Origin of the sequence: Rhodococcus mengyinensis, from assembly GCF_048381435.1 — a bacterium.
In the GTDB taxonomy this organism is placed as follows: domain Bacteria; phylum Actinomycetota; class Actinomycetes; order Mycobacteriales; family Mycobacteriaceae; genus Rhodococcus_F; species Rhodococcus_F opacus_D.
Window position 1 is genome coordinate 1 of record NZ_JBLWIT010000087.1, and the last position, 22,429, is coordinate 22,429.

The 22,429-nt window shown below is 65.7% G+C and carries 18 protein-coding genes and 1 pseudogene; 4 read left to right on the plus strand and 15 right to left on the minus strand.

What is annotated here, in order from left to right; translation table 11 throughout:
- Positions 1-127 precede the first annotated feature (127 nt).
- The 6 genes and pseudogenes from ACNJ7E_RS15945 to ACNJ7E_RS15970 all read right to left on the minus strand — a co-directional run bounded on the left by ACNJ7E_RS15945 (position 128) and on the right by ACNJ7E_RS15970 (position 7,357).
- A complete protein-coding gene (locus ACNJ7E_RS15945) occupies positions 128-565 on the minus strand; it encodes a maltose acetyltransferase domain-containing protein (RefSeq protein WP_418340357.1) in 438 nt (145 codons plus the stop codon).
- A gap of 103 nt (positions 566-668) precedes the next feature.
- Positions 669-2,672 (minus strand): tyrosine-type recombinase/integrase, encoded by a 2,004-nt coding sequence (locus ACNJ7E_RS15950; protein WP_418340358.1) that lies wholly within the window; start codon positions 2,670-2,672, stop codon positions 669-671.
- Positions 2,673-3,352: 680 nt separating this feature from the next.
- Positions 3,353-4,555 (minus strand): tyrosine-type recombinase/integrase, encoded by a 1,203-nt coding sequence (locus ACNJ7E_RS15955; protein WP_418340359.1) that lies wholly within the window; start codon positions 4,553-4,555, stop codon positions 3,353-3,355.
- 104 nt (positions 4,556-4,659) lie between these two features.
- A pseudogene (locus tag ACNJ7E_RS15960) lies at positions 4,660-5,481 on the minus strand (RNB domain-containing ribonuclease); the annotation flags it as partial.
- A 537-nt stretch (positions 5,482-6,018) separates the two neighbouring features.
- The gene (locus tag ACNJ7E_RS15965) at positions 6,019-7,023 is read right to left on the minus strand and encodes a serine/threonine-protein kinase (protein WP_418340367.1); all 1,005 of its coding nucleotides are present in this window, start codon (positions 7,021-7,023) and stop codon (positions 6,019-6,021) included.
- Positions 7,024-7,027: 4 nt separating this feature from the next.
- Positions 7,028-7,357, minus strand: a complete 330-nt coding sequence (locus ACNJ7E_RS15970) for a hypothetical protein (protein WP_418340368.1) — start codon at positions 7,355-7,357, stop codon at positions 7,028-7,030.
- Positions 7,358-8,658: 1,301 nt separating this feature from the next.
- Here ACNJ7E_RS15970 and ACNJ7E_RS15975 point away from each other — a divergent pair.
- From ACNJ7E_RS15975 to ACNJ7E_RS15985, 3 genes are all read left to right on the plus strand, one after another.
- Entirely contained in the window at positions 8,659-8,811 is a 153-nt protein-coding gene (locus tag ACNJ7E_RS15975) for a hypothetical protein (protein WP_418340369.1), read from the plus strand.
- Between the two features lie 165 nt (positions 8,812-8,976).
- Positions 8,977-10,131 (plus strand): site-specific integrase, encoded by a 1,155-nt coding sequence (locus ACNJ7E_RS15980; RefSeq protein ID WP_418340446.1) that lies wholly within the window; start codon positions 8,977-8,979, stop codon positions 10,129-10,131.
- A gap of 2 nt (positions 10,132-10,133) precedes the next feature.
- The gene (locus ACNJ7E_RS15985) at positions 10,134-11,156 is read left to right on the plus strand and encodes a hypothetical protein (protein ID WP_418340370.1); all 1,023 of its coding nucleotides are present in this window, start codon (positions 10,134-10,136) and stop codon (positions 11,154-11,156) included.
- A gap of 415 nt (positions 11,157-11,571) precedes the next feature.
- Here ACNJ7E_RS15985 and ACNJ7E_RS15990 read toward each other — a convergent pair whose 3' ends face one another.
- The 9 genes from ACNJ7E_RS15990 to ACNJ7E_RS16030 form a co-directional block, all read right to left on the minus strand.
- Positions 11,572-11,976, minus strand: coding sequence for a DUF302 domain-containing protein (locus tag ACNJ7E_RS15990; protein WP_418340371.1), 405 nt, complete (start codon positions 11,974-11,976; stop codon positions 11,572-11,574).
- A gap of 63 nt (positions 11,977-12,039) precedes the next feature.
- Positions 12,040-12,309 (minus strand): metal-sensitive transcriptional regulator, encoded by a 270-nt coding sequence (locus ACNJ7E_RS15995; RefSeq protein ID WP_418340372.1) that lies wholly within the window; start codon positions 12,307-12,309, stop codon positions 12,040-12,042.
- A 196-nt stretch (positions 12,310-12,505) separates the two neighbouring features.
- Positions 12,506-13,165, minus strand: coding sequence for a TVP38/TMEM64 family protein (locus ACNJ7E_RS16000; protein WP_418340447.1), 660 nt, complete (start codon positions 13,163-13,165; stop codon positions 12,506-12,508).
- 119 nt (positions 13,166-13,284) lie between these two features.
- Positions 13,285-14,508, minus strand: a complete 1,224-nt coding sequence (locus tag ACNJ7E_RS16005; protein ID WP_418340373.1) for a L,D-transpeptidase — start codon at positions 14,506-14,508, stop codon at positions 13,285-13,287.
- Positions 14,509-14,634: 126 nt separating this feature from the next.
- Positions 14,635-15,318, minus strand: coding sequence for a DUF305 domain-containing protein (locus ACNJ7E_RS16010; protein WP_418340374.1), 684 nt, complete (start codon positions 15,316-15,318; stop codon positions 14,635-14,637).
- 91 nt (positions 15,319-15,409) lie between these two features.
- Positions 15,410-15,850: a DUF6153 family protein gene (locus ACNJ7E_RS16015; protein WP_418340375.1), complete on the minus strand. Its 441-nt coding sequence runs from the start codon at positions 15,848-15,850 to the stop codon at positions 15,410-15,412.
- A gap of 117 nt (positions 15,851-15,967) precedes the next feature.
- Positions 15,968-17,902 (minus strand): copper resistance CopC/CopD family protein, encoded by a 1,935-nt coding sequence (locus ACNJ7E_RS16020; RefSeq protein WP_418340448.1) that lies wholly within the window; start codon positions 17,900-17,902, stop codon positions 15,968-15,970.
- A 5-nt stretch (positions 17,903-17,907) separates the two neighbouring features.
- On the minus strand, positions 17,908-18,729 hold the full coding sequence (locus ACNJ7E_RS16025; protein WP_418340376.1) for a F510_1955 family glycosylhydrolase: 822 nt from the start codon (positions 18,727-18,729) through the stop codon (positions 17,908-17,910).
- 97 nt (positions 18,730-18,826) lie between these two features.
- Entirely contained in the window at positions 18,827-20,374 is a 1,548-nt protein-coding gene (locus tag ACNJ7E_RS16030) for a multicopper oxidase family protein (RefSeq protein WP_418340377.1), read from the minus strand.
- A gap of 566 nt (positions 20,375-20,940) precedes the next feature.
- Here ACNJ7E_RS16030 and ACNJ7E_RS16035 point away from each other — a divergent pair.
- A complete protein-coding gene (locus ACNJ7E_RS16035) occupies positions 20,941-22,287 on the plus strand; it encodes an apiosidase-like domain-containing protein (protein ID WP_418340378.1) in 1,347 nt (448 codons plus the stop codon).
- Positions 22,288-22,429: the final 142 nt, after the last annotated feature.

Here is a 22,429-nt window from a genome sequence, read left to right on the forward strand (position 1 = left end):
CCGTAGTGGCCGTGCTTAGCGACTGATCCGGAGTCAGCTGCCACTATCTTTGCAGGTCACGGTATCGCGAACATGCTCTCGACAGTCCCCGCAACCGGGTACGAACAGCGAAACCATCGCCTTTGCGTTATGGGTTGTCGCCGAAGAGCTGCGTGACGTTGCGTTCCCTTTCGCGCTTCACGTTGGCCCGTGCGCCGTCGAGGGATCTCGTGAGTCTGGTTCGTTCCTTCTCCGACTCCGCCAGGCTTCGGGTGAGATTCCTGATCAGCTCGCGCAGTCGTGTGTTCTCCTCGACAAGGTGGACGCCGTCGGCGTCATAGAGCATCCCGGTGAGGGCGCTGACCTGCTCGTCACGCCGCTGAATCCCTGACCTGAGCGAGGTGACAACTGCCTCGGCGTTGAGTGCTCGTTCGCGCCAGGATGCGGTCTGCGTATCGAGCGACTCCTCGGCCCTTGTGGTCGCTGCCCGGACTGAATGCTTCCGTGCGTCGAGGACTGCCTGAGTGAGCTCGGGCCGCTTCTGGCTGTAGATGAACGTTCGTCCAACCCCGGCGAGAGTGCACACATCAGCAACGGTGAACGGAACCCCCGCCTTCACGAGTCGTGAAAGCGCCTGGCGCACCCTATCTTCACAAGCTTTCGACTGGGCAGTGCGCCGCGCAATTGCCTCAGCTGGCCGTCGCTCCGTGGCCATCGTCACCGCCTCCCACTTCGTTGGAATTCTGATCCAATTCTCCTGCCGTCCAGCCGATGGAGAACACCGGGCTGAAGTAGTCCTGGGCTGGACTTCTCAAGTCGAGTTGTTCTGCGGCCTCCAACAGGCCGGCGTCCTCGAGCGCTTCCCTGAGGCCGTCGATCACTGGTTCCCACTCGCGCCACTGGCTCAAGATGTACTCGCGCGCCTCCTCGGTGGGTGCTCCCTCCGCGAACTGGTAGTCGGCGTCTCGTTTCCGTTCCCAATACGCGAGATCCGCACCGGTGAGGGCGAAGTGCTCACACACGCCGCCAGGTCCGGTGGTGCAGTTCTTCTGCTTTGGACAGAGCGCGCCACCAACGACCGGGCCGTATCGGCAGAGGCCGTGCTCCACGGGCACAACCGCAAGGTCTATTCGAGCGGCAGTTGACGTGCTGTCGGCAAAATCGCTGGGTTGCGCCACGATGGCGCCAGGCTTACTGGTGCCTGGCCCGCCTGCCCAGAACATCTGGAGGTGGCGGACGGTGGTTTCGTCGCTGTACCTTCCGTAGAAGGCGAGAGCGGCATCGGAGAAGTGCCCGAGAATCTGCTGAACGAGCTTTGGTGGTGCCCCGTTGTCGAGGAGGGTGGTTGCCATCGTCGCACGTGTCCGGTGCGACGTCACACCTGCGACTCCGATCTGTTCCAGCCACGTCATCCACGAATCTTGAAAACCGCTGAAGGAGAATGGTATAACCAGGTCAGGGTTGCTGCTCGGGCGTGGAAACAGCGGCATCTCCCGGTCCCAATTGGTCTCCAACGCCGTCGCCTGGCGCTTTCCGAGCTTCGACAATTCCTTTGCATACCGTTGGCGCAGTAGTTGCCGGGTTTTCTCTTGCCGCTTCAGCAGTCTCTGATAGACGGGTTGGTGGCACGGAATGCCGTAGTCAAGTTGACCTGCTTTCGATATGTCCCGCCACAGGTAGGGCTGCATCGCGCCCACAAAGCCGATACATCCGAGGCGTAGCGTGAGTGTCTCATTGATTCGCCCGCCCTGGAATGCATGAGTTACCCAGATGTCGGCGATCCCAACGTCGTTTGTGTCCAAATCCTCGAGCTTCGTGATGCTCTCGTCCGATACCAGACGCATGAACTCCTCGTCGCTGAGCGGTCGTGGGCGAGGACTGGTCTTCGGCCTGGAGTACTCCGGAAAGCGGAGGATGAAGCTCTCCGTCTTACGCGCGATCGTATTGTGGTTCAACGCGTGAAGGAGAACGATTCGTGCGTTCGTGGTGAAGTTGAACCGTGCGCGAACCAAGGCGGTGCGCTCGTCCTTGACTGGGCGATTGGGCGGCTTGATGCACGGGACGTGAATATTTTCTGATACCCAGATATTCCAGAGATCGCCGAGTGCCGCCGAATCCTCGCTGGTGAGAATTTCTGCCACGTTGCCGCCGTCCTGACGGATTTGGCGGAGCATGAAGGACAGGACGATCACGCTGGTTATACGTAGTTGGATGGTTGGCAGCGTGGCACGCTTCCCGTTGGTTGCGAGTGCCTGGTCGGAAAGATAGTCCCACAGAACATCTCGAAGCCATCGCTGTGACACGTTTCGAAGATCAAACAGGTAGCGGCGGTGTCGCACCGACGATGATTGGAAGGGCTCGCCACCGACAAACACCGGGTCGAACACGCCAGCATCTTTCGCCGATTTGGCGTCGAGGAGTAGCGGCCGGGCCGCGATCGGCAGGTCCGTGAGTACTCGTTTGACCATGCTGCCGCGTTTCGCTGCGCCCGCGATGGCCTCGACACGTGGATCGGCCAAGGTCTCAATGCCCTCGGCTGCGAGTCGATTGAGTGCTTCCCTGATGTCGAGCGGACGCCACTGGGTCCGGTTCGGCGCCTTGGCGTGTCTATAGATGCCGTACCGGACCTCTCTTTGAACGTTGGCCGGAAGGTCCGAGAGTGAGAGCAGGCCACGACTCTCGTGCGGCTGCATTGCATCCCCGGCGTCTTCCCTGGAGAACCATTCCTCGGCTTGCCGCCGTGTGGGAGGCTTCGTCAATGACTTGCGCCAGCGTGACCACACGTGCTGGTGTCCGCGGCAAACCCGCCGACTGGCGGCGCCTACCCCAATCGTCATCGTAGCGTCACGCACACAAACCCCGAGTTCGCAGCAGGCGAAAGGAGGAAGTGGAACTGCAGTTGACAGCCAGTCGGGCCGCGGTATGCCGCACTCCGATGCCCTCATTCTCGCGTTGTTGTGCTGCACGCAGAGTCCTCGTGTCACTGCTTCACGATGGGACCCGCACACCTCGCAGTCCCTACCGCGTTCGAGGGCCCACCCGAACCGTAGACTCCGTTGTGGCTGAGCCTGTTCGGCGAACTCATCGAGCGTCAATCTGTCCTTCGCCTGAAGGTACTTGGTCGCGTGAGCCTCGCAGAGACGGAGCGTGTAGCTCCCGCACATCATTGCCGCGCAGTTTGGAACCCGGCACGCCCACCCAAACGTGTCGTGATCGGGCGGAAACTGGATCGGCTCGTTCTTCATCCACTCGGGGAAGAACTCGCTGGCGATGGTGTATCGCCGCTCGATGCTGAGGTTATCTATGTCCGAATCATGCGCTACTACTGTGAGTGTCGGATACCTGCTGGTAGTCGTTGCCACTGCGCCAGCCCTCACTTCCGGTCCGGCACGAGGTCGTGCTCTGCGCTCGGACGTGCAGTTGCTGTCCAGTACTGATCGAGGTGCAAAAGTACCGATGAGCTAGCCGACTTGCCGTAGAGCTCCGTGACCATTTCCGGTCTGGACCAGCCGAATTCCTCCGCCACTTCTTCGGCGTTAAAGTCCGTGACCGCATAGAAATCCGAGGCAGCCTTGTGGCGAAACGCGTGTGGCGTGACACGGGTCGGCAGCTCGGCTCGTTCCCCCGCTCTCCGAAGCATGCCTCGAACACCAGTTGTCGTGAGAGCAGCGCCCGGCGTTCGACCATCCGTGTGGACGAGTACTTGCTGGTGATCAATGAAGTGCTGGACGGTCTTGTATTCGTCGAGGAGGTACGCGTGGAAGGTGCTGATCATGTCGTCACTCACTGCACGAATGACACCATCAATGACATACCCTTCGGAATTCAGCTGAACCCGGCTCAACGCACCTGGGATCTTGGCGCGAGCACCGTTCGGATTGTCGTTGCGCCCCACCACGTGGATATGTGGATATCGGTGTTGCCCGCAGGGATGATCCGCAACGAGATGAAGGTCGGTAAACCTCAGTCCGCAAAGGCCTCCGACCCGGATGCCGGTGTCGTGCAGCCAGGTCACGATCATGACATCGCGAGCGCTTCTCAGGATGTCCGGTTCAAACAGGGCCTGCACAGTGGCGTCCGTAACTACCCGAGGTCTTCGCGAAGTTCGTTTCGGGGCTAGGGGATTCCTCTGTACGAAGGTGCCCCGTTGCGTGCGGGACGCTGGTGCGTTGAGCTTGCATACCAGGTCTTCGTTCACCGTCCCCGATTTGAGCAGCGACATGTAGAACGCCTTCACGACAGTTGCCACGTTGCACGCGGACGAGGCACCAAGTGGTCGCTGATCAGCACGTCTCCACGGCACAAAGATCTCCGCGCCCTCGTTGGTGAGCGCATTCATGTACCGACGCAAGTCGTCAAAGGTTACCGACTTCGTCTGGATGCCGTTGATGTGCAACCAATTCAGGTGGTCTACCAGACTGAAGGCATAAGTCTGCTGGCTTGCAGTGCCATACGACGCCAACACGCGCATCGAATCGTGATGGAGCTCCCCATCCGAACTAAAGATCCAATAGGAGATTTGCCCACCCCGGTGGCGAACCTGCCGAACGCGGTACCGCTGGCCATCGCTCTCCACGGGTGGCTCCTCATCTCGCGTACATCACATCTAGCACGTGTACGCGACATAGCAGTTGATGACACACCGCGAACGTCGAGAACACGCAAATGTCAGTCGCTAAGGCCGTGCACCGTCGGGTCGTAGGTCGCGGCCCGCAGCGTCGACAGCAGTCGTCCGCGGAGTTTCGCGAACAGGTCCGGGTCGCCTGCCGCGGCGGCGATCTCGGTCATGAGCTCGTCGGTGCTGCCGGCGACCGGGTTGGGTCGGTGGTTGCGGAACAGGATCGGTAGCCCCTGCTCCACGCACCAGAGGGCGACGGCCTCGTTGGTGGCGATCATCAGTTCCTGGACGATGACGTAGGCGACGGTGCGCAGTTCGGCGGTGATCGGCACGATGGCGCCGTCCTCGTTGGCTGCCCAGCCGCGGGTGAGGTCGTAGAACGCGAGGGCGCCGCCGTCGCGGCGGGCGCCGAGCAGGGCTTGCGCGGCCGCATCCGCCGCGGCCAATTGGACTTGGAGTGGATGTGCCGGGTCGGTCAGGATGCCGGGCACCTGCGCGTGATCGACGGCCACACATCTTCCCAAGGGGATGTGCCCGCGGGCGACGGTGACGTCGACCAGCCGCCCGTCGGTGGTGAGGGTGCCGGCGACCCGCAGACTGGTCCGCGCGGCTCCGGAGGTCAGGGTGGCCGCCTGTTCGGCCGTCTCGCCGAGCATCGGAACGGTGCGGTCGCGCAGATACCGGGTCTCGGCCCGCAGAAACGCCTGCTCGTCGGCGACCGACCCCAGGCCGACGACGTCGGCGACACCGGCGATATGGACCTCGACCGCCCACCCGCGACCACCGCTGAGCGGGGTGACGGAGAAGGCGTCGTCTCGGTCCCGAGCAGACGCGGAGTCGACCATCAGCAGCGTGGACGTGTCGGTGGTCGTGGACGATGTCATGGACGCGATACCTCCTTGTTCCGCAGGCAACCGACGATAGCTGTTGGGAGTGAGGCGCGGCGGCGCCGCACCATCCGTACCGGGTTCGGAGAGCCTCTGTCGGAAATTCAGGTCGGAGCCGGAGAATCTCTGCGTGAGACAACCCCCTGAAGATCCGTGGCGGGCGTAACGCAGTCCCCGGAAGCATACCGATTGGTCTTTTTTTTTACCGCGGTAAACAGACGCTGCCGCCTTCTGTGCATCATCGCCGCGTGGTCGCGACTGCCCCGGCTCGGTGAAGTTGACGAAAGCGCAGTGAATTTGGCGAGCGTGGACGACTATCTGATGGACGACTCAGCGAGACCGGCGAATCCGGCATGATCACCCGTGCAATCGGGGATGAATCGAGGCGACCGAGTTCCACGCTCGCCGGATTCTTTGAGCCGGAGGTCGCCCCGGCGTCTCGGTCGATACGGCGACCAAGGCGGCGCGTCAGTGATCTCGCCAGTTCTACTGATTCAGGACACCAGCAGTAACGATGGGCGGTCCCCTCAGGGACTACTTTCCCTCGGTCGCGACACGTTGGAGCACTTCGGCGGCGTGATCTAGGGCCTCGGATTCAGTGTCATAGATGCCCTTGTCAGCATTGTGTGCTCGCCATGCCCTATTCGGCAGACAACGATCAATCGTGAACTGATGCCCCGTGGAATTTCGGCTGATACGTGCTCGCCAGTCTGTTCCCTCGATGCTTGAACCAGTCCATGCATGCCGCGTCGCTTGGCCCACGTCGGGTTGCCAGCTCACTCGTGGTCGCGCATTGCCGAGGGCGTGCCTGAAGTCCGATGCCGTTTGGATGCGTTTCCCGGGGTCTTCATGGAGGGCTCTGGTGACGGCTCGGCGGAGAGATTGATGGATGTACGGCATCCAGGTCTCACTGTGGGGGATTGACGAGTCCGTCTCAAGTCTAGGACGCACGCGCCTATCGCTATTGAGCAACCGGTAGGTGGTCAGCCCTAGCGAATAGATATCGCCGGCGATCGAAGTGATCGTCCCTGTGCCGTCTTTGATCGACTCCGGCGGAAGGTGCGCGAAGTAAGGCACGCCAATCGAGTTCTCGGCGTCTCGGCTTTCGCACGCGAGTCCGAAGTCGGTCACCTTAACCGTATGTTCATCGTCGAGAAGGAGATTTGCCGGCTTGATGTCGCGATGAAGCAATCCGACAGTGTGGATGTGTTGAATACCCCTGCACGCCGCTTCCATGATGAGGAGGGCATCCCTAACAGGTGCGGCTTCAAGGCCGTACCTCTTCGCGACACTCCCATCCTTCATGTACTCCATTCGAATGACGGGCGTACCGTCCTCCGTATCCGTCGAATAGACGGTGACGACGTTGTCGTGGCGGCCGAGCACCATCGCTTGGGCTTCGGTGAAATCCGGACTGACAAAGGCCGTATTCTCTAGGTACTTCGCTGCGCAGTAGCGCTTCAGTCCCTCGTCGTACTCCAACTCCACGCGGCCGAAATGTCCGTCACCGATGTGTTTGATACGTCTGAACGGGGTCATCCCGTCACACCGGCAACTGAGAGACGGCGAGGATGACCGGCTCACGATGTGTCTTCGGTACGTCTCTGATGCAGGAGATGTCAGCGAGCAGATCATCGAGCTCGGTCTTCTTGGCCCCGAACTCAGTACTCACTGATTGCGGCTTGATCGACTTGGTTGGAATTGAACATGCGCCTAGTACCGAGCGCACCACACCGTCGATTTCAATGCGTTGTACGAGGGAGTCCGCGAGGCCACCTCCCCGGCTACCACCCGCCGCCTGGATTGCGGCATGAGAGGGGTCGAATTTCGTGAGGACTTCCAGGATCTCTTTCGATACCCAGGCAAGTTGCATCTCCCGTGTGTCAGTCGGAGCCGACACGACTTTCCGATCAACGAGAGTTGCGCAAGCGCGTCGATCGCCCTCGACTACTGCCCAACTGATCGAGTCTTTCGCGCATCTGAAACCAATTACCTTCACTATCCTGCTCTCACTGTGTCGGTGATCTTGATGGTGCCTCGTACAGAGATTATGTGAAGCAGGCCGCGGTGCATGGGAACTGGTTGATGTCGAGAGAAATGCACATCGACACGGTTGCAGCTACGCGAAAGTTAGCAGGTCAATGCACGTAACTGAACCTGGGCATTGCCGCTCCGCGGCACTAAACGGCTTCCTCGCACTGACACGAAATCGAGAAGCCGACACGCGACTGACAGGCGACTGACACGAAATCGAGTACAACCGGCCCGAATTTTGGCCGGTTCAGCGAGCGTGTCCTGACTCAGTGGATCTGGCGAGATCGCAGCGGCCGCACCTGCTGTTCGCCAGGTCTATTTAGTCGCCGCGGCGGCTTCGGACTCAAAGAATGTGGCGAGCATGGAACTCGGTGCCTCGATTCATTCCCGATCGCGGGTGACCGCCTCGGATTCGCCAGGTTCGCTGAGCCGGCCGCCAAGATAGACCGCCACACTCGCCAGATTCACTGAGTCGTCGCCACCTTCACCGAGTCAGGACAGAGCGTGTCCTGACTCCGTGAATCTGATGCCGCCGACCTGCGATGCGTCAGATTGTCTGAGCCGCAATGTTCGACTTTGCCTCACTGAATCTGATGCGGGTGGAATTTGTTGGCGTGCCGCCCGACCGATTGCACGTGGCCTGAGTCCCGACGCACGAGGACGTCGACCGCGACCAGGGGACCCCGCATAAGATTCACCGAGTCACGCATCAGATCGACCGTCGGCCGCATCAGATCTGCTGAGTCGGCATCAGATGCACTGAGCCAGGACAGAGCGGGTCCGTGTCACTCATGATTTGTGCGGGGTTGGTGCTGTAAAAAAACATTTACGCAACGTCTCCCTTAAACCTGCAGGTGAGCACACTTTTTGCTCTGCAGAGCCCCGCCGCGGCGCCTCGACCGTGGATTTCGTGCAGGTGAGGGCGGAAAGTCCGTGACGGTCCGGCCCCGGCGGCGCTCGGTAACAGCACCGGCTGTCGCGCGCGCCGCGGCTTGGAGTCGCGAAGGATGCCAACTGTGCCGTTGGTGATGTACAACTTTCACGACAGAAAATGTGAAGCGGGTCACATATCACTGTGACGGGGGTGCACACCAACCGGGTGTGCCGAGTCCGCGGACACGATGGGAAGGTAGGGCGCGCATGACCACAGCCTCGATGATTCCGACGTCTTCGATCCCCTCGCGGACGCCGGTGCGGCGCACCGGTGCGATGAGCACCGCGGAGATCAAAGCCAGGATCGAGGCCATGTTCGCCGACGACCGCCGACCGATGACCCAGACGGGTCCGCGCTGACACCACGACAGGGGGACACGATGAATGTGCTGCTTCTGCTGGGTTTGCTGATCACCGCGTTCGCTGCCGTCCTGGCGATGCAGACCGACGAGCATTCCCGCTCTCGGCACTGACCAGCGCGGCACCGGTGATGTCGGTGACCGTAGGTAGATTCCCGGTGTGACGATCGAGGTAACCGCCAGCACCCCAGCCGAGTCGGGTCCCGATCGTTCGTGGGGTGCGGTTCCGGAGCTGTCGGAGCATGCGGTGGCGCAGATCGCCGGGGCGCTGGAGGCGTCACAATCGGCGGGTACCCGCCGCGTCTACGCCTCGGATTGGCGCCGCTTCCGCAGCTGGTGCCACACCCACGGCCACGCTGCGTTGCCGGCGCACCCGGCGACGGTGGCCGCGTATCTGGTCGATGCCGCCGACACCCTCACCGAGGCGGGGGATAAGGCCTACTCACCATCGACGTTGAACCGGTGGGTGTCGGTGATCGGGCACTACCACCGCACCGCGAACCTGCGAAACCCGTGCACCGAGGCCCTGGTGGTCTCCACTATGTCCGGGATTCGCCGCACCTACGCCACCAACGGCGACCGGCCCCGGAATCCCCGGGCCCCGTTGCTGGTCGACGACATCGTCACCATCGTCCGATCCGCCCGGCAAGCTGTTACCGGCTGGGCGGCCGCGGTGCACGAGCGCCGCGACAGCGCGCTGCTTTTGATGGGGTTCGCCGGCGCGTTCCGCCGCAGCGAACTCGTCGCCCTCACCTGCGGGGACGTCACCGTGCACCGGCTCGATGGGGTGCACGTGCGGTTGCGGCGGTCGAAGACCGACCAGGACGGTGCCGGGACGGTGCGGGCGTTGCCGTTCACCACCCACCATCACAGTTGTCCACCGTGCGCGTATGTGCGGTGGGCGCAGGTCGTCGCCGCATACGATCTCGCCGCCCGCTCCGGGGTGATCCGGTTGCTGCGCACCGCCCCACCGTTCGAGGGTCATGTGTGTCGAACAGGGTTGCCGCGGATGCGGGCCCGGGCCCCGTTGTTCCGGGCGATCGCCAAGAACGGCAACCTCTCCGACAACGCGTTGTCGGGGGCGTCGGTGCACGCGGCGATCCGCCGCCGCGCCGCCGCGGCCGGCTACGACGAGAACATCGTCGCGCAGCTCGGTGCGCATTCGCTGCGGGCCGGGTTCGTCACCCAGGCGTTCCGCAACGGCGCCGACGCGCATGCCATCATGCGGCAGACCGGGCATGTCACGCCCGCGATGGTGGAGCTCTACGCCCGCGAACACGCGCCCCTCGTCGGGAACGCGGTCACTGAGATCGGCCTCTGACCGTGTACGTCGACCTCGGCACCATCACGCAATCGGTGGGTAACAGCGCGGATCCGGTGGTGGTGCCCCGTCGGTATCGGTACGACTGGGCGTTGTTCGTCGACTGGTGCACAGCGTGCGAGCACCGGTCGTTGCCCGCGCACCCGTCGGTGGTGGCGGAGTTCCTCGACGACCACCCGGCCGCCGACGGAACGCAACGCCGCCGGGTCGCCGCGATCAACGCCGTCCACGCCGGGGCTGGGTTGCCGGCCCCGGGCCGGACGGAGACGATCCGGCAGCTGCTCAGCACTGCGCGTGCAAACCGGCTGGCCCGGGTCGGGGAGCGGGTGGCGCAGGTGGTGCCACAGATCCCGGTCACCGGGTGGCCGGGCGGGTTGTTCGGCCGCCGCGACGCCCTCCTCCTCACCCTGGCCGCCGCCGGGTTGGGCTTCGAGGAGATCGCCCGGCTGCGCCGCACCGACGTCACCACCGAGCGCGACGCGCTCGTCCTCGGGGCGGGTGAGGGCTGGGTGCGTGTCACCGCCGAATCTGGTGTCGAACCTATTGCCGTGTATAGTAATTGGGTGGAGGTGCTCGGGTTCCTGGACCGGTATCCGAGCACCCAGCTCCTCGCCGGCCGCCTCGACAAAGGGGTGAGCCTCTCGGCGTTCGCGGACAGTGCGCGCCGCGACGACCAACCACTTTTCACATCCATCGACCGGTGGGGACACACCCCCTACGATCCGACCCCGCTGACCGGGCACTCCGTCGCCGCCTTGGTCCGGGCGCACCTGGTCGGGTCAGCGCCGGTACACAAGCGGCCGCCGACCAGGAAGCCGACTGCGCCGTCACACGAGAACGTGCCGGTCCCGGTCGTGGTCGATATCGAACTCGACCAGGGCTACTACGACCGCGGCATCGCCGCCCGCCGAAACGCCCACACCCACCTCGAAGACGTCACCGACATCCTCGACGGCATTGAAGACGAAGCCGACAAACTCCTCGTGGACCTTCTCTCCATCCTCGACAGCACCGAAATCAACTGAAGGAGTACTGGTCCCGGCGCAGGGGATAGCTTCGACTACGGTGCGCTTACCGAAGTTATCGATGCCGGGTGCGCACAAAGCATGAGTGACCCGAGAGGAATCCGGAGTTTCAGCCTGGCTCAGCCCGCGCACTTTCCGCTGCGATGTTTCCGGCTCGAGGTGGTCGAAACCAACGCTGTCCTGCCGACTCGCGAAAGTGGACCGGGTGATGGTCCACCGGCTGCACCGCGTCGGACAAGCCCACCCGGTCAGGGCGATTCCTTTCCGCGCGGCAGGATCCGTCTTTCCCCGATGACATGACCATCGCCGACCTCAGGGCTTCGACTCCCGCGAACACCAGGTCACCGTCGACCAGCGACACTGAGCTGCTGGGAAGGGTGCTCTGCGTGGCCTGATCTTCCGAGGGCGGCGGTGATTATCGATCTGCTGCTGCGAGGGTGTCGATTGCGGCTTGCAGTCGGGTGGCGGCGTCCTGGGCGACGGGTTCGAAGGCGGGGTTGCCTGTGATCTGGGCCATCAACTGAGGGTTCATGGCCTCGACGATGACGGTACCGGCGTCGGGGTCGGTGCGGACGACGACGTTGCACGGCAATAGCAGCCCGATTTGGCGGTCGATGGTGACGGCGCGGTGCGCCAGGGGTGGATTGCAGGCACCGAGGATCAGGTAGTCCTCGAGGTCCTCGTCGAGTTTCGCTTTCAGGGTGGCACGGACATCGATTTCGGTGAGCACTCCGAAGCCTTGTTCCTGCAGGGCGTTCCGGGTCCGCTCGACTGCGTCGTCGAAGGTGGTGTTCAGGGTGGTCGACAGTGCGAGGTTCATCAGGGTTCCTATCGATGGATGGTGGAGCCGGGGTTTGGCTGCGAGGGCGGCGCTGAAGGACTGTCAGGCGAGGGCGAGGAAGAGTTTCTCCAGTTCGGTCTCGGTCATTGGCTCCTGACCTTCAGCGGCGTCACCGGTGAGGCATTCGCGCAGTCCGCTCGCGACAATCTTGAATCCGGCGCGGTCGAGGGCACGGGAGACGGCGGCGAGTTGGGTGACTACATCCTTGCAGTCACGGCCGGCTTCGATCATCGAGATCACACCCGCGAGCTGCCCTTGGGCGCGACGGAGTCGATTGAGTACCAGTGCAATGGATTCGTCGTCGCCAACCATGGTGGGTCCTTCCGTGAACGTTCCTCCATAATACCCCTGGGGGTATTATGGCTTGGGTGTGATTCCTCACTCTGCCCTGCATGTAGTTGGCTGGACCGTGCGCGAGAGCGCCCAGTTCGATTCGAGTGGGTGATTCGAAATCCCTGTGCCACATCGCCGAATACCTACCCGCGGGTTCCGCACGTGCCGCGGTGGGCTAGGCCGCCTTTGGTGCGCTCGAGGCCGGTGACACGGGCAGGCGGGTGTCGACCACCAATCCCGCCACCCCCACGGCGATGCAGATCAGCGTCACCACCATCAGCGCCGGATTCGTCTGCCCGGTCAACGCGTCACCGAGCAACACCACCCCGACCGTGCCCGGCAGAATTCCCGCCACCGTCGCTGCGGTATAGGGCAGCACATGTACCGCCGAGAGCCCGGAGCAATAGTTCACAAGCGCGAACGGTGCCGGGGCGATCAGGCGCAATGACCCGACTGCCAGCCACCCCCGCCGGGCGAGGCGGGCATCGATGGCCTTGACCGCGGGGTGCGTCAGCCGGGCCTGCACCGCGGTGCGTCCGAGCGCCCGCACCAGCAGCAACGCCAGTACGGCGCTGACCGTCGTGGCGGCGATCGCAACGACGACCCCGGCGACGGGACCGAACAGCAATCCTGCGCTGAGGGTGAACACCGTGCGCGGCACCGGGGCGATCGTCAACACCGCCTGGGTCAGGAAGAACACCAGCACAAACCCCGGTCCCATCGACTCCGCCCACTCCCGCACCTGGGAGATCGACGGGCGGGGGACGAGGGCGGCGGCCACGGCCAGTGAGGCCAGCACCGCTACCGTGGCGAGGACTCGGTGGTCGCGAAGGATCAGCGGCGCCCGCCGAGGCCCGCGACGTGGGGATCGCGGTGAGCGCTCACCGCCTGAGCGGGCAACCGCGGCGGCGTGGGCGGTGTAGGTCCGCGGGTGCCACGTCGGAGTCGGTGGGGTCACAGCGCGCTGCCGGCCAGCCACTGGTCCCAGGGCACGCTCCAGTCCCCGTTCTGCCACTGCTCGAGCGGTGCACCGCCGGTGTTGCGGACCTCGACGATGTCGCCGGGGACGGAGAAGTCGTAGAACCAGCGGGCATTGTCGGGGCTGAGGTTCAGGCAGCCGTGGGAGACGTTGGTGTTGCCCTGCGCCCAGATGGTGTCGGCGAGTTCGTGCAGGTAGATGCCGTCGTTGCTGATACGGGTGGCGTAGTTGATCGATTCCTTGTAGCCGAGACGGGAATTGACCGGGAGCCCGTAGGTGGAGGAATCCATGATGACCGGGTTGGCCTTGTCGATGACGGTGTAGATGCCGCGCTGGGTCCAGAACGTCAGGGTTTGCCCGTTGATGGTTTCACTGCCGCCCATACCCATCGAGGTGGGCATGGTCCGCACGAGGTCACCGTTGTTGGTGACGGTGATCTGTTTGGTGGTGTCGTCGGCGACGGAGATGTGCGCGTCGCCGATGGTGAAGGAGGTTGCCGCGTCCTCCTGGCCGAACAATCCGCCACCGAGATCGACGCCGTACACGTTCGCGCGGGCGGTCACTTTCGTGCCGGGCGTGTAATAGTTCTGCGGGCGCCAGTGCACGTTCTGCTCGTCCGCCCAGTACCAGGATCCCTGCACCTGGGGTGTGGTTTCGACGGTCAATGCCTTCTCGGCGGCGGCGCGGTCGGTGATCGGCTCGTCGAAGTGGGTGACGATGACAATCCCGATGCCGAAGGTGCCGCCGTCGGTGAGGAGGTTGCCGCCCGAGGTGACGAAGGTGGGTTTGGTGAGGTTTCCCGGCTGCACGGTGGAGAAGGTGCTGGTGCGCTCCGTGCGGGTGCCGTCATCGTGGACCGCGGTGGCCGTGATGGTGTAGGTCTTGCCGTAGCCCAATGGGACACCGGGCTTCCAGGCGATGCGGTCGGGGGTGAAGATGCCGTCGATGACCTTGCCTTCGTTGGTCATGGTGACGGATTCGAGTGTGCCGCCGGTGGTGTCGACCGATACCGGATCCGCAGGGTTGACGGTGTCGGTGCCATCGGTGGGGACGATGGTGATCGTGGGGTCGGCGGCCGGGGTCGCCGGGTCGCTCGGTGAGGATGATTCGGTTCCGGACGGGGCGCAGGCGGCCAGTAGTGCGATCAGGATCGCCAGCGCGAGCAGTACCGGAGTCCGGCGCGGTGGGCGAGTGTTCATGGGGTTCCTCCATACCGACGAGGCGGCAGCGAAGCTGGTGGGCCGAGAAGAAGGGGTGCACGCCGTGCGTGCGGTGATGGAGGAGGGTGGGACCGCAAATGGGCCCGCGGTCCCACCCTCATCGGACTAGTTCTGTTGCAGCAGTGCCTGCATGGTGGTGATCTCCGCCTGCTGGGCACCGACGATGTCGGTGGCCATCTGCTTGGCGTCGGCGTTCTCACCGTTGGAGAGTTCGGTTTGCGCCATTTCGATGGCACCGGTGTGGTGTTCGATCATCATGTTCAGCCAGGCGGTGTCGAAGTCGGTGCCGCTCTTGCCTGCCAGATCGGTCATCTGCTCCGGTGTCATCATCCCGCTCATGCCACCACCGTCGGCGGCGGCGCTCGCGGCGCCGTGGTTCATTCCGCTCATTCCGCCGCCGGCATCTGTCGAGGGAACGCTCATGCCCCGCTGTGCCAGCAGCGCGGTCATCTGTTCCATCTCCGGTCCCTGGGCCGCGGCAATGTCTTTGGCCAGGGCGAGTACCTGCGGATTGCTGGTGCGGCCCTCGACCATGTTCGCCATCTCCACGGCTTGGGCGTGATGGGGGTACATCATCTGCAGGAACATCACGTCGGCGTTGTTGAAGGCGCTCGTCTCCACCGCTGCGGTGGTGGAGCTGTTCGACGTGGTGCCCGAGGTGTTGTTCGACATCTGGGACATGTCATGGCCGCCGCCGCTGTTGTCGCTGCAGCCGGCGAGGACCAGGACTCCGGACACGGCCGCGGCGGACAGGACGAACTTGGCACGGGGGGAACGCAAAGACCACATGGATAGGACTCCTCGAAAGGTCGGTGAAAGGTGAAGCAGGCGTGCCCGAGACACGTCTGCGTAGGTGACCCCACTTGACGTGGGGCACCTGTCACACCCGCAATACCGACAATTGCGCGAGGGTCGGAGTGGTCCACGGCGGCGCCCGGCCGGCCTGGATGGGTAGCGGCGCCCGCAGAGCGTGGACGGTGAGCTCGCCGGCGGCGGCGGTGGCGTACCACCGGGCGAGGACCAACGCTGCGGCGATCGTCACCACGGCCATGCACAGATGCAGGCCGGAATGGTCGGTGCAGTCGCCGCCCTCGCACCCGGTCCCGGCCAGCGCGGCGGGAAGGGCCACCGGCTCCGCGGTCGTCGCGTGGGAGTGGCCGTGCCCACCGGAATCGTGCGCCGATTCGGTGGCGTGCCCGCCGGTGTGGTCGAGCAAGGGGGAGGAATGCATGAGCAGGACACCGAACAGCACCGCCACGACGGCGGCCACCCGCAGCAGTTGCTGCATCGTCGGCGTCGCACCCAGCGGTTTCACAGCCATGATGTTACTGACCTGCCGCCGGTGCGAGGATCCGACGGGCCGTCGCACCGGACCGGCGCCCCGCCTCCTCTGCTCGCCCGGGCGGTAACCCGAGACACCCGGTCCGAGGTGGGCGTCTCATCCACCGCCGTGCTCCGGGTAGAGGAATCTGCGGGTGACGAGATGTTTGGTGTCGGTGAGGGTTTCCTCGCTGATCCGGCCGGAGTCGTCGAGGGTGAGCAGCACGTTCATTCCGGCGGCCGGGTAGCCGAGGGCCAACCGGACGGCCCCGCCCTGATGTGGCAGGCGGGCGGCGATCGGGGCGGTGCCGTCGGCGTACGGTTCCTGCGCCAGGAAGAAGTCGGCGGGCAGGTCGAGCTGTTGCGGCTCGGGCGCCGGGCCGCTGGTGTCACTGGTGACGCTCTCGTAGACCGTCAGGTCCCCCGCGGCGCGGGTGGCGGCGACGGCGCGGGCGAGGTCATCGCTGCCGGGACCGGTGGGCCAGGGCACGAGCAGGCTGACCGTGCCGCCCTGCCAGCCCTGCGCCGCCGCGCCGAGGGTGAGCACGTTGTCACCGCCCCGCCAGGTGGCCGGGGCGACGAAGCAGCCCGGGCCGCATCCACGCAGCGAGAGGGCGGCGCCGTCGGTTCCGGTGGCGTCGATCCGCCCGGTCAGGGAAAAGTCCTGGTCCGGTTCGGGGGCGTAGTAGTCGCCGCGGCGGGGGGTGGACAGCCGGACCACCAGTTGCCCGTCGCTGGCGGCGACGGAGACTCCGACCTGCCCGGCGAGGGCGCCCAGCGGCAGGACCGGACCGGCCGGCGCCGGGGGTCCCGGCTGCGGGGCGGTACCGGCCGGGGTGGTGGAGACCAGGGTGGCGCTGACCGCCAGCACCGCGATCAACACGATGCTCTCGGCCCGAATCGTGCGCCGTATCAGGGCGGTTCGCTCCGGGGTGCGCAGCGACCGCCGCGCCGCGAGCGCCAACCCGGCGGCGGCGACGACCAACACCAGCTTGACCACCAGAACCTGACCGTAGGTGGTGGACAGCAGTGCGGAGAGCGGGATCAACAGCAGGGCGGAGACGGTGCCGGTGGCCACCACGACCAGGAAGGCCCCCACCGCCAGCCGGGTGTATCCCGCCAACACCCACCGCACGGCGGGGCCCTCGCCCCACCACGCACGCACCGCGCGGACCGTGTGCACCAGTGCGCCCACCCAGATCGCGGCCGCCGCCAGGTGGACCGCGGTCAGGAGGCCACCCCACCCGGGGGCGGCGACGTTGGCGTGCGAGCGCAACCCCTCCGCGGCGACGACCAGCACCAGCGGTGCGAGCGCCCACTCCCGGCGGCCGGCGGCGGCCACCGCGATCGCCCCGGCCAATCCGGCGGCCTCGATGAGCACGACGAGACCGGGCCGGCCCTGCCACCACACGCTCACCTCGCCGGCGGACGCGGCGAGGGCCGCGGCGAGGCCGACGACCCCGACAAGCCCGATCAGGGCGCCGGGCACCACCGCGGACCGCAGCGTCGGGAGGGACGGATTCTCTCGTCGGGCGGTGGTGGTGACGCGTTCGGCGAGCAGGCCGCCGAGTGCGACGGCGAGCCCGAGGAACAGCAGCCACCGCAGGGCGGCATCGGTCCAGGACGTCGACCGGCCGTCGGCCGCGCTGCCGTCTCCGGTCAGGGCGAGGCCAACGGCGAAGCGGAAGTCCTGCTCGACGAGGTCTCCGTCGGCGCCGGTCACCTGCCAGCGCACGGTGTAGGTTCCCGGCGCCAGGGTGTCGGCCGGCCGGGCGGTGATCACGCGCCCGTCCCGGGCGGTCTCGGCGACGCCCATCGGGATTTCGCGGCCGGCGCCATCGTGCAGGACGATCGCGGGCGCCCCGGGAGTGACCGGCTCGTTGAACAGCAACGTGATCGACTGCGGTGGGGCGGAGACCGCGGTGTCGGAGCCGGGGTCGGTGAACAGCAGGGTGGGATGGGCGCCGGCCACCCCCGCCCCCACGGCCGCGGCCGCGACCAGGGCCAGCAGCAGGACGAGGCCACGGATCAGCGGGCGGGCGCGGGTGGGCATCTCGGTCAATTCAGGGTGTAGAGCGCCTGGGAGGTGGCGGCGTAGGCGGTGTCGTAGTTGACTGCGGTCATTGCGTCGACGGTGCCGACTCGGGAGCGTTTCTGCCAGTCCTGCCCATCTCTGCTGCGCCAGGCATACCCGTCCTCGTCGATGCCCCACAGCGCATCGCCGGCGCCGGCGATCATGACCAGGCGTGGGGCACCCGGCACCGGCGCGAATGTGCGGGCGGCGGTGGTGCTGTGTTCGAGCCCCGCCGGGGTCACCGCCCACACTCCGCTGCCGTTGACCGCCAGTGCGGCGGCGACCAGGGTGGCGCCCGGGGTCCAGGTGGTGCCGCCGTCGGTCGAGACGAGAAGTCCGTCGGTTCCGTCGAAGCCGACCAGGAGGCGTCCGTCCGTGCTCAGGACATGGAAGTCGACCTGACCCGCCAGGGACCGGTCCACCCAGCTGGTGCCGCCGTCGGTACTGCTGCGCAGCCCCAGCGGGTTGGCGGCGGAACTGGACGCACCGGGGTGCCCGGAGGCGAAGACGGTGTCGGTGTTCGGTACGCCGGTCAGTCCCATGAAGTCGTCGTCGGAGGCGCCGACCCGGGCCGTCGCGCCGGAGGTGTCGATGGTAAACAGCCCGGTGTGGGTGCCTGCTACCACGGTGCCGTCGGCGCCCACGTGCAGTCCGTGCAGGTGGGACAGTTCGGAACTGAGCTCCACCGTCGGCACGGCGGCGTCCGGGGTCGTCGTGTCGTCGGCTTGGGAGGAACAGCCGGCCAGCACGAGCAGGGCGGCGATCCCGGTGGGAAACACGGTGCGGGCGATCCGATTAGCAGGCATAGGGGTCTCGTTCTGTGCTCGGTGGGATGAGAATAGGGGAGGGTCGCCGCGAAGCGGGCCTCCCTGGATGGTTGATCGGAAAACGTTGCGGCGGAGGTTATTCGGTGTATGACAGGGTGGTCATCATCCCGGCCTCGCCGTGGTACAGGTTGTGGCAGTGCACCAGCCACTGACCGGGGTTGTCCGCGTCGAGGTCCACCTCGACCGTCTGGTTCGGCATCACCAAGGTGGTGTCCTTGCGGGCGCCGGCGCCATGGTCGCCGACGACCTGGAAGGTGTGCCCGTGCAGGTGCATGGGGTGAAACATCATGGTCTCGTTGACGAACCGCAGCCGCACTCGCTGCCCCTCGGTGACCTCGAGTGGGGTGTGCTCGTCGAAGACGGCGCCGTTGATCGTCCACCGGTACCCGGACATGTCCATGCCCAGCAGCAGATCGTGCACCCGGTCGGGGTTGCGGAGGCCGAGCCGGACCTCCTCACGCGAGCGCAGCGCAAGGCCGGTGATCGGGGGTGCGTCGAGCTCGGCAGGCCGGACGGCCGGGTCGAGTCGTCCACCCGCCCCGGTGCGGATCACGGCGAAACCCTGGCCCTGCTTGCCCTCGGCCGAGGCGACGAGGGGGAAGACCCCGTCGCCGAGAGTGACGATCGCATCGAAGCGCTCACCCATGCCGATCAGCAGCGAGGACCCGGTGACCGGCTGCACCGGATACCCGTCGCTGTGGGTGACGGTCAGCTGATGACCGCCGACCGCGAGCCGGAACGCGGTGTCCGCGCCTGCGTTGATGATCCGCAACCGCACACGCTGACCGGGGCGGGCCCGCACCGAGAACGGGTCGGCACCGAGGGTGCCGTTGATCAGGTAGTAGGGGTAGTCCACGTCCCCGGTGTCGGCGCCCAGCGGGTTCGCGGGATCGGCCTGGGCACCCATCCCCATGCCGGACATGCCGCCGTGGTCCATTCCCATGCCGCCCATCGGCATCCCGTCGCGGCGCAGCGCGTCCAGTTGCAGCTCCGGGGTGCGTCCGGCCACCCCGTCGAGCCAGTCGTCGAGGACCAGGACGGCCTCGAGGTCGTAGTCGCCGCCGTCGGCGGGATCTTCCACGATGACCGGGGCGTAGAGGCCCCGGTCGAACTGCATCCCGACATGGGGGTGAAGCCAGTGGGTGCCGGCGTCGGGGGCGAGGAATTCGTAGGTGAACGGGCTGTTGGGGGCGATGGCGGGCTGGGTCAGCCCGGGCACCCCGTCCATGTCGTTGCGCAGCGCGACGCCGTGCCAGTGGATGGTCGACTCGGCCGGGAGGTCGTTGGTCAGCTCGGCGCGCAGCAGATCCCCGCGGCGCAGCCGGATTTCCCGGCCGGGGACCTGGCCGTTGTAGGCCCAGGTGTCGACCTGGACACCGCCCAGGTCGATCCGGGTCGGGCCGGCTTTGAGGGAGGCGGTGATCGTGTTCCCGGTCCCGATATTGGCTCGGCGAGCTTCCTCGGCTGCTTTCACGGAAGCTGAGTCGGGGCCGACGACCGTCGCCGGTGCGGTGGCGTCGCCGCCGGTGCTGCACCCGGCCACCGTCGCGGCCGCCCCCAGGCCGGCCAGCGCCAGAAAGTTCCGACGCGACAGACGCGCGGCGCCGGGAAACCGTTCGATCATGCACAACTCCTGTTCGAGCGCGGAGGACGGCGCGGGGCTCGGCCGAGAACCCCCACCCAATCTACGTAGTTGCATAGTAGATTGGATGGGTGGGGGACTGACCAGCGCGTGATGAAGGGATCGAGCAAGCCCGTGTCGGAATCTCACGGCTGGTGGTGCTGGCACCACGTCATTCCCGGGGCAAGGGTGGGGTTCAGCGCCAGGGGGCGCCGTCCGGCGTACAGCCGGTGGGACTGGTCGGACAGCGCGTGCTCGACGGAGCGGGCGGTGGCGATGGTGGCGGCAGCCGAGCATATACATCACGACTATCCGGCTTTAGCCTTGGCCCCCCGAGCAACGGCCGCTTCGGCGATGCGCATGGGACGCAGGACGAGATCTCTGTTCGGGTCCGGGGCGAGGGTGAGGCTCCGGAGAAGGACCGCGACGTAACCATGGCAGCAGGGCGAGTGGGGCGACGCCGCCGATGGTGGATCCTGGGGCTGGTCGTGGTACTCGTGGTGGGTGCGAGCGGTTCGTGGGTGATATGGCGGCATTTTCACCAAGGACAGTTCAATCAAGGTCAGCGCATGGGCATCGCTGGCGCGGCGGGCAGTCCCGTCGTGCCCTGGCCGGCGCCCGCTCCCCCCAGCGAAGCAAGACCGGAAGGGCCGCCGTTCGTGACCTCGGTGAGTCCCGATCGTCGTTACTTCCTCGATCAGTACGGCAGCCCCATCCTGCTGCAGGGCGACTCCCCCTGGGCTCTGATGACCAGACTGTCGCCGCAGCAGGCCCGACTGTGGTTCGCGGACCGCCGGAGGCAGGGTTTCAACGCGGCCATCGTCTCGTTGATCGGGACGACAAGCAACGGTGCGCCCAGCGACGACGGCGCCACGTTCGATGGGTTGCTCCCCTTCGTGAACGGCGACCTCCTCGAGTGGCAGGAGCCGTACTGGGAGCGGGTTACGGCGTACCTGCGGATGGCCGCCGACCACGGCATCACGGTCATGCTCTACCCGATCGACGGTTGGACCATCGGACATGCCTTCGTCCCCACGTCGATCGCGCAATGCCACAGCTATGGCGTCAAGGTGGCGCAGCGCTTTCGTGACCTGCCCAACATCATCTGGATGTCGGGGGGTGACTACGTCTCGGCCGGCGAGGACCCGGCCCGGGGCAGCGACGTCGACCACTGCATCGACGCGATGATGCGCGGCGTCCGCGGGGCGGGGGACGGCCGACCGTTCTCCATGCAGCTGACCCCCCCGTCGATCTCCACCCAGGATCCCTACTGGGCGTGGCGTGTCGACTGGAACTTCGTCTACACCTACGACCCGACCTATGAGGCAATGCTGGATGCCTACCGACGGCAGCCGGCGATCCCGGCAGTCCTCGGCGAGGCCAACTATGAAGGCGAGAACAACGATCCGGAGACACCACCGACCACGGACGAGACCCTTCGCCGGCAGGTGCTCTGGGCGCTCACCTCCGGCGCGGCCGGCGAGTTCGTCGGCAGTGACGACTGGGAGTTCCATGACGGGTGGGAGCAGCGGTTGTCGACCCGCGCGCTCACCCAGATCACGCGGTTGCGTGCCCTGTTCTCGACGCTCGCGTGGTGGGAGCTGGTGCCGGACACCGCGAATGAGCTGGTCACCGCGGGGCGCGGCACGGAACTGACGACCGACGACGCGAAGGACGTCCTGGAGAACGACTACGTGACAGCCGCGAAGACTCCGGACGGCCACCTGGCAGTTATCTACCTGCCTACCCAACGCACGATCTCGGTGAACGCCTCGGCGATGGCATCCGGGACGCGCGCAACGTGGGTAGACCCGACGTCCGGCGGGAGGCGCCCCGTCCCCATGTCGGCAACCTTTACCACGCCGGGCCCGAATGCCGATGGTCGCAACGATTGGCTCCTCATTCTGACGTCGTGAGCAAATCCTCGGCCGGTACGACCCGGGCCGAGGATCGGCTACAGCGACAGGACCGTCACCGATTGTCGTGTGGTCGATCTGGTGGCACGCCGCCTCTCCGCTCCACTACAAAGCTGAGGGGTCGACCCAACCGTCCCGGAGA

What these genes read in the sequence shown, in the direction of transcription:
- ACNJ7E_RS16010 (WP_418340374.1), bottom strand. Translation starts at nt 15,318, where the DNA reads ATGTGGTCTTTGCGTTCCCCCCGTGCCAAGTTCGTCCTGTCCGCCGCG.
- ACNJ7E_RS15975 (WP_418340369.1), top strand. Translation starts at nt 8,659, where the DNA reads ATGACCACAGCCTCGATGATTCCGACGTCTTCGATCCCCTCGCGGACG.
- ACNJ7E_RS16035 (WP_418340378.1), top strand. Translation starts at nt 20,941, where the DNA reads ATGGGCATCGCTGGCGCGGCGGGCAGTCCCGTCGTGCCCTGGCCGGCG.
- ACNJ7E_RS15995 (WP_418340372.1), bottom strand. Translation starts at nt 12,309, where the DNA reads ATGGTTGGCGACGACGAATCCATTGCACTGGTACTCAATCGACTCCGT.
- ACNJ7E_RS16025 (WP_418340376.1), bottom strand. Translation starts at nt 18,729, where the DNA reads ATGCCTGCTAATCGGATCGCCCGCACCGTGTTTCCCACCGGGATCGCC.
- ACNJ7E_RS15965 (WP_418340367.1), bottom strand. Translation starts at nt 7,023, where the DNA reads ATGACCCCGTTCAGACGTATCAAACACATCGGTGACGGACATTTCGGC.
- ACNJ7E_RS16020 (WP_418340448.1), bottom strand. Translation starts at nt 17,902, where the DNA reads ATGCCCACCCGCGCCCGCCCGCTGATCCGTGGCCTCGTCCTGCTGCTG.
- ACNJ7E_RS15970 (WP_418340368.1), bottom strand. Translation starts at nt 7,357, where the DNA reads ATGCAACTTGCCTGGGTATCGAAAGAGATCCTGGAAGTCCTCACGAAA.
- ACNJ7E_RS15950 (WP_418340358.1), bottom strand. Translation starts at nt 2,672, where the DNA reads ATGCAGCCGCACGAGAGTCGTGGCCTGCTCTCACTCTCGGACCTTCCG.
- ACNJ7E_RS16005 (WP_418340373.1), bottom strand. Translation starts at nt 14,508, where the DNA reads ATGAACACTCGCCCACCGCGCCGGACTCCGGTACTGCTCGCGCTGGCG.
- ACNJ7E_RS16015 (WP_418340375.1), bottom strand. Translation starts at nt 15,850, where the DNA reads ATGGCTGTGAAACCGCTGGGTGCGACGCCGACGATGCAGCAACTGCTG.
- ACNJ7E_RS15990 (WP_418340371.1), bottom strand. Translation starts at nt 11,976, where the DNA reads ATGAACCTCGCACTGTCGACCACCCTGAACACCACCTTCGACGACGCA.
- ACNJ7E_RS16030 (WP_418340377.1), bottom strand. Translation starts at nt 20,374, where the DNA reads ATGATCGAACGGTTTCCCGGCGCCGCGCGTCTGTCGCGTCGGAACTTT.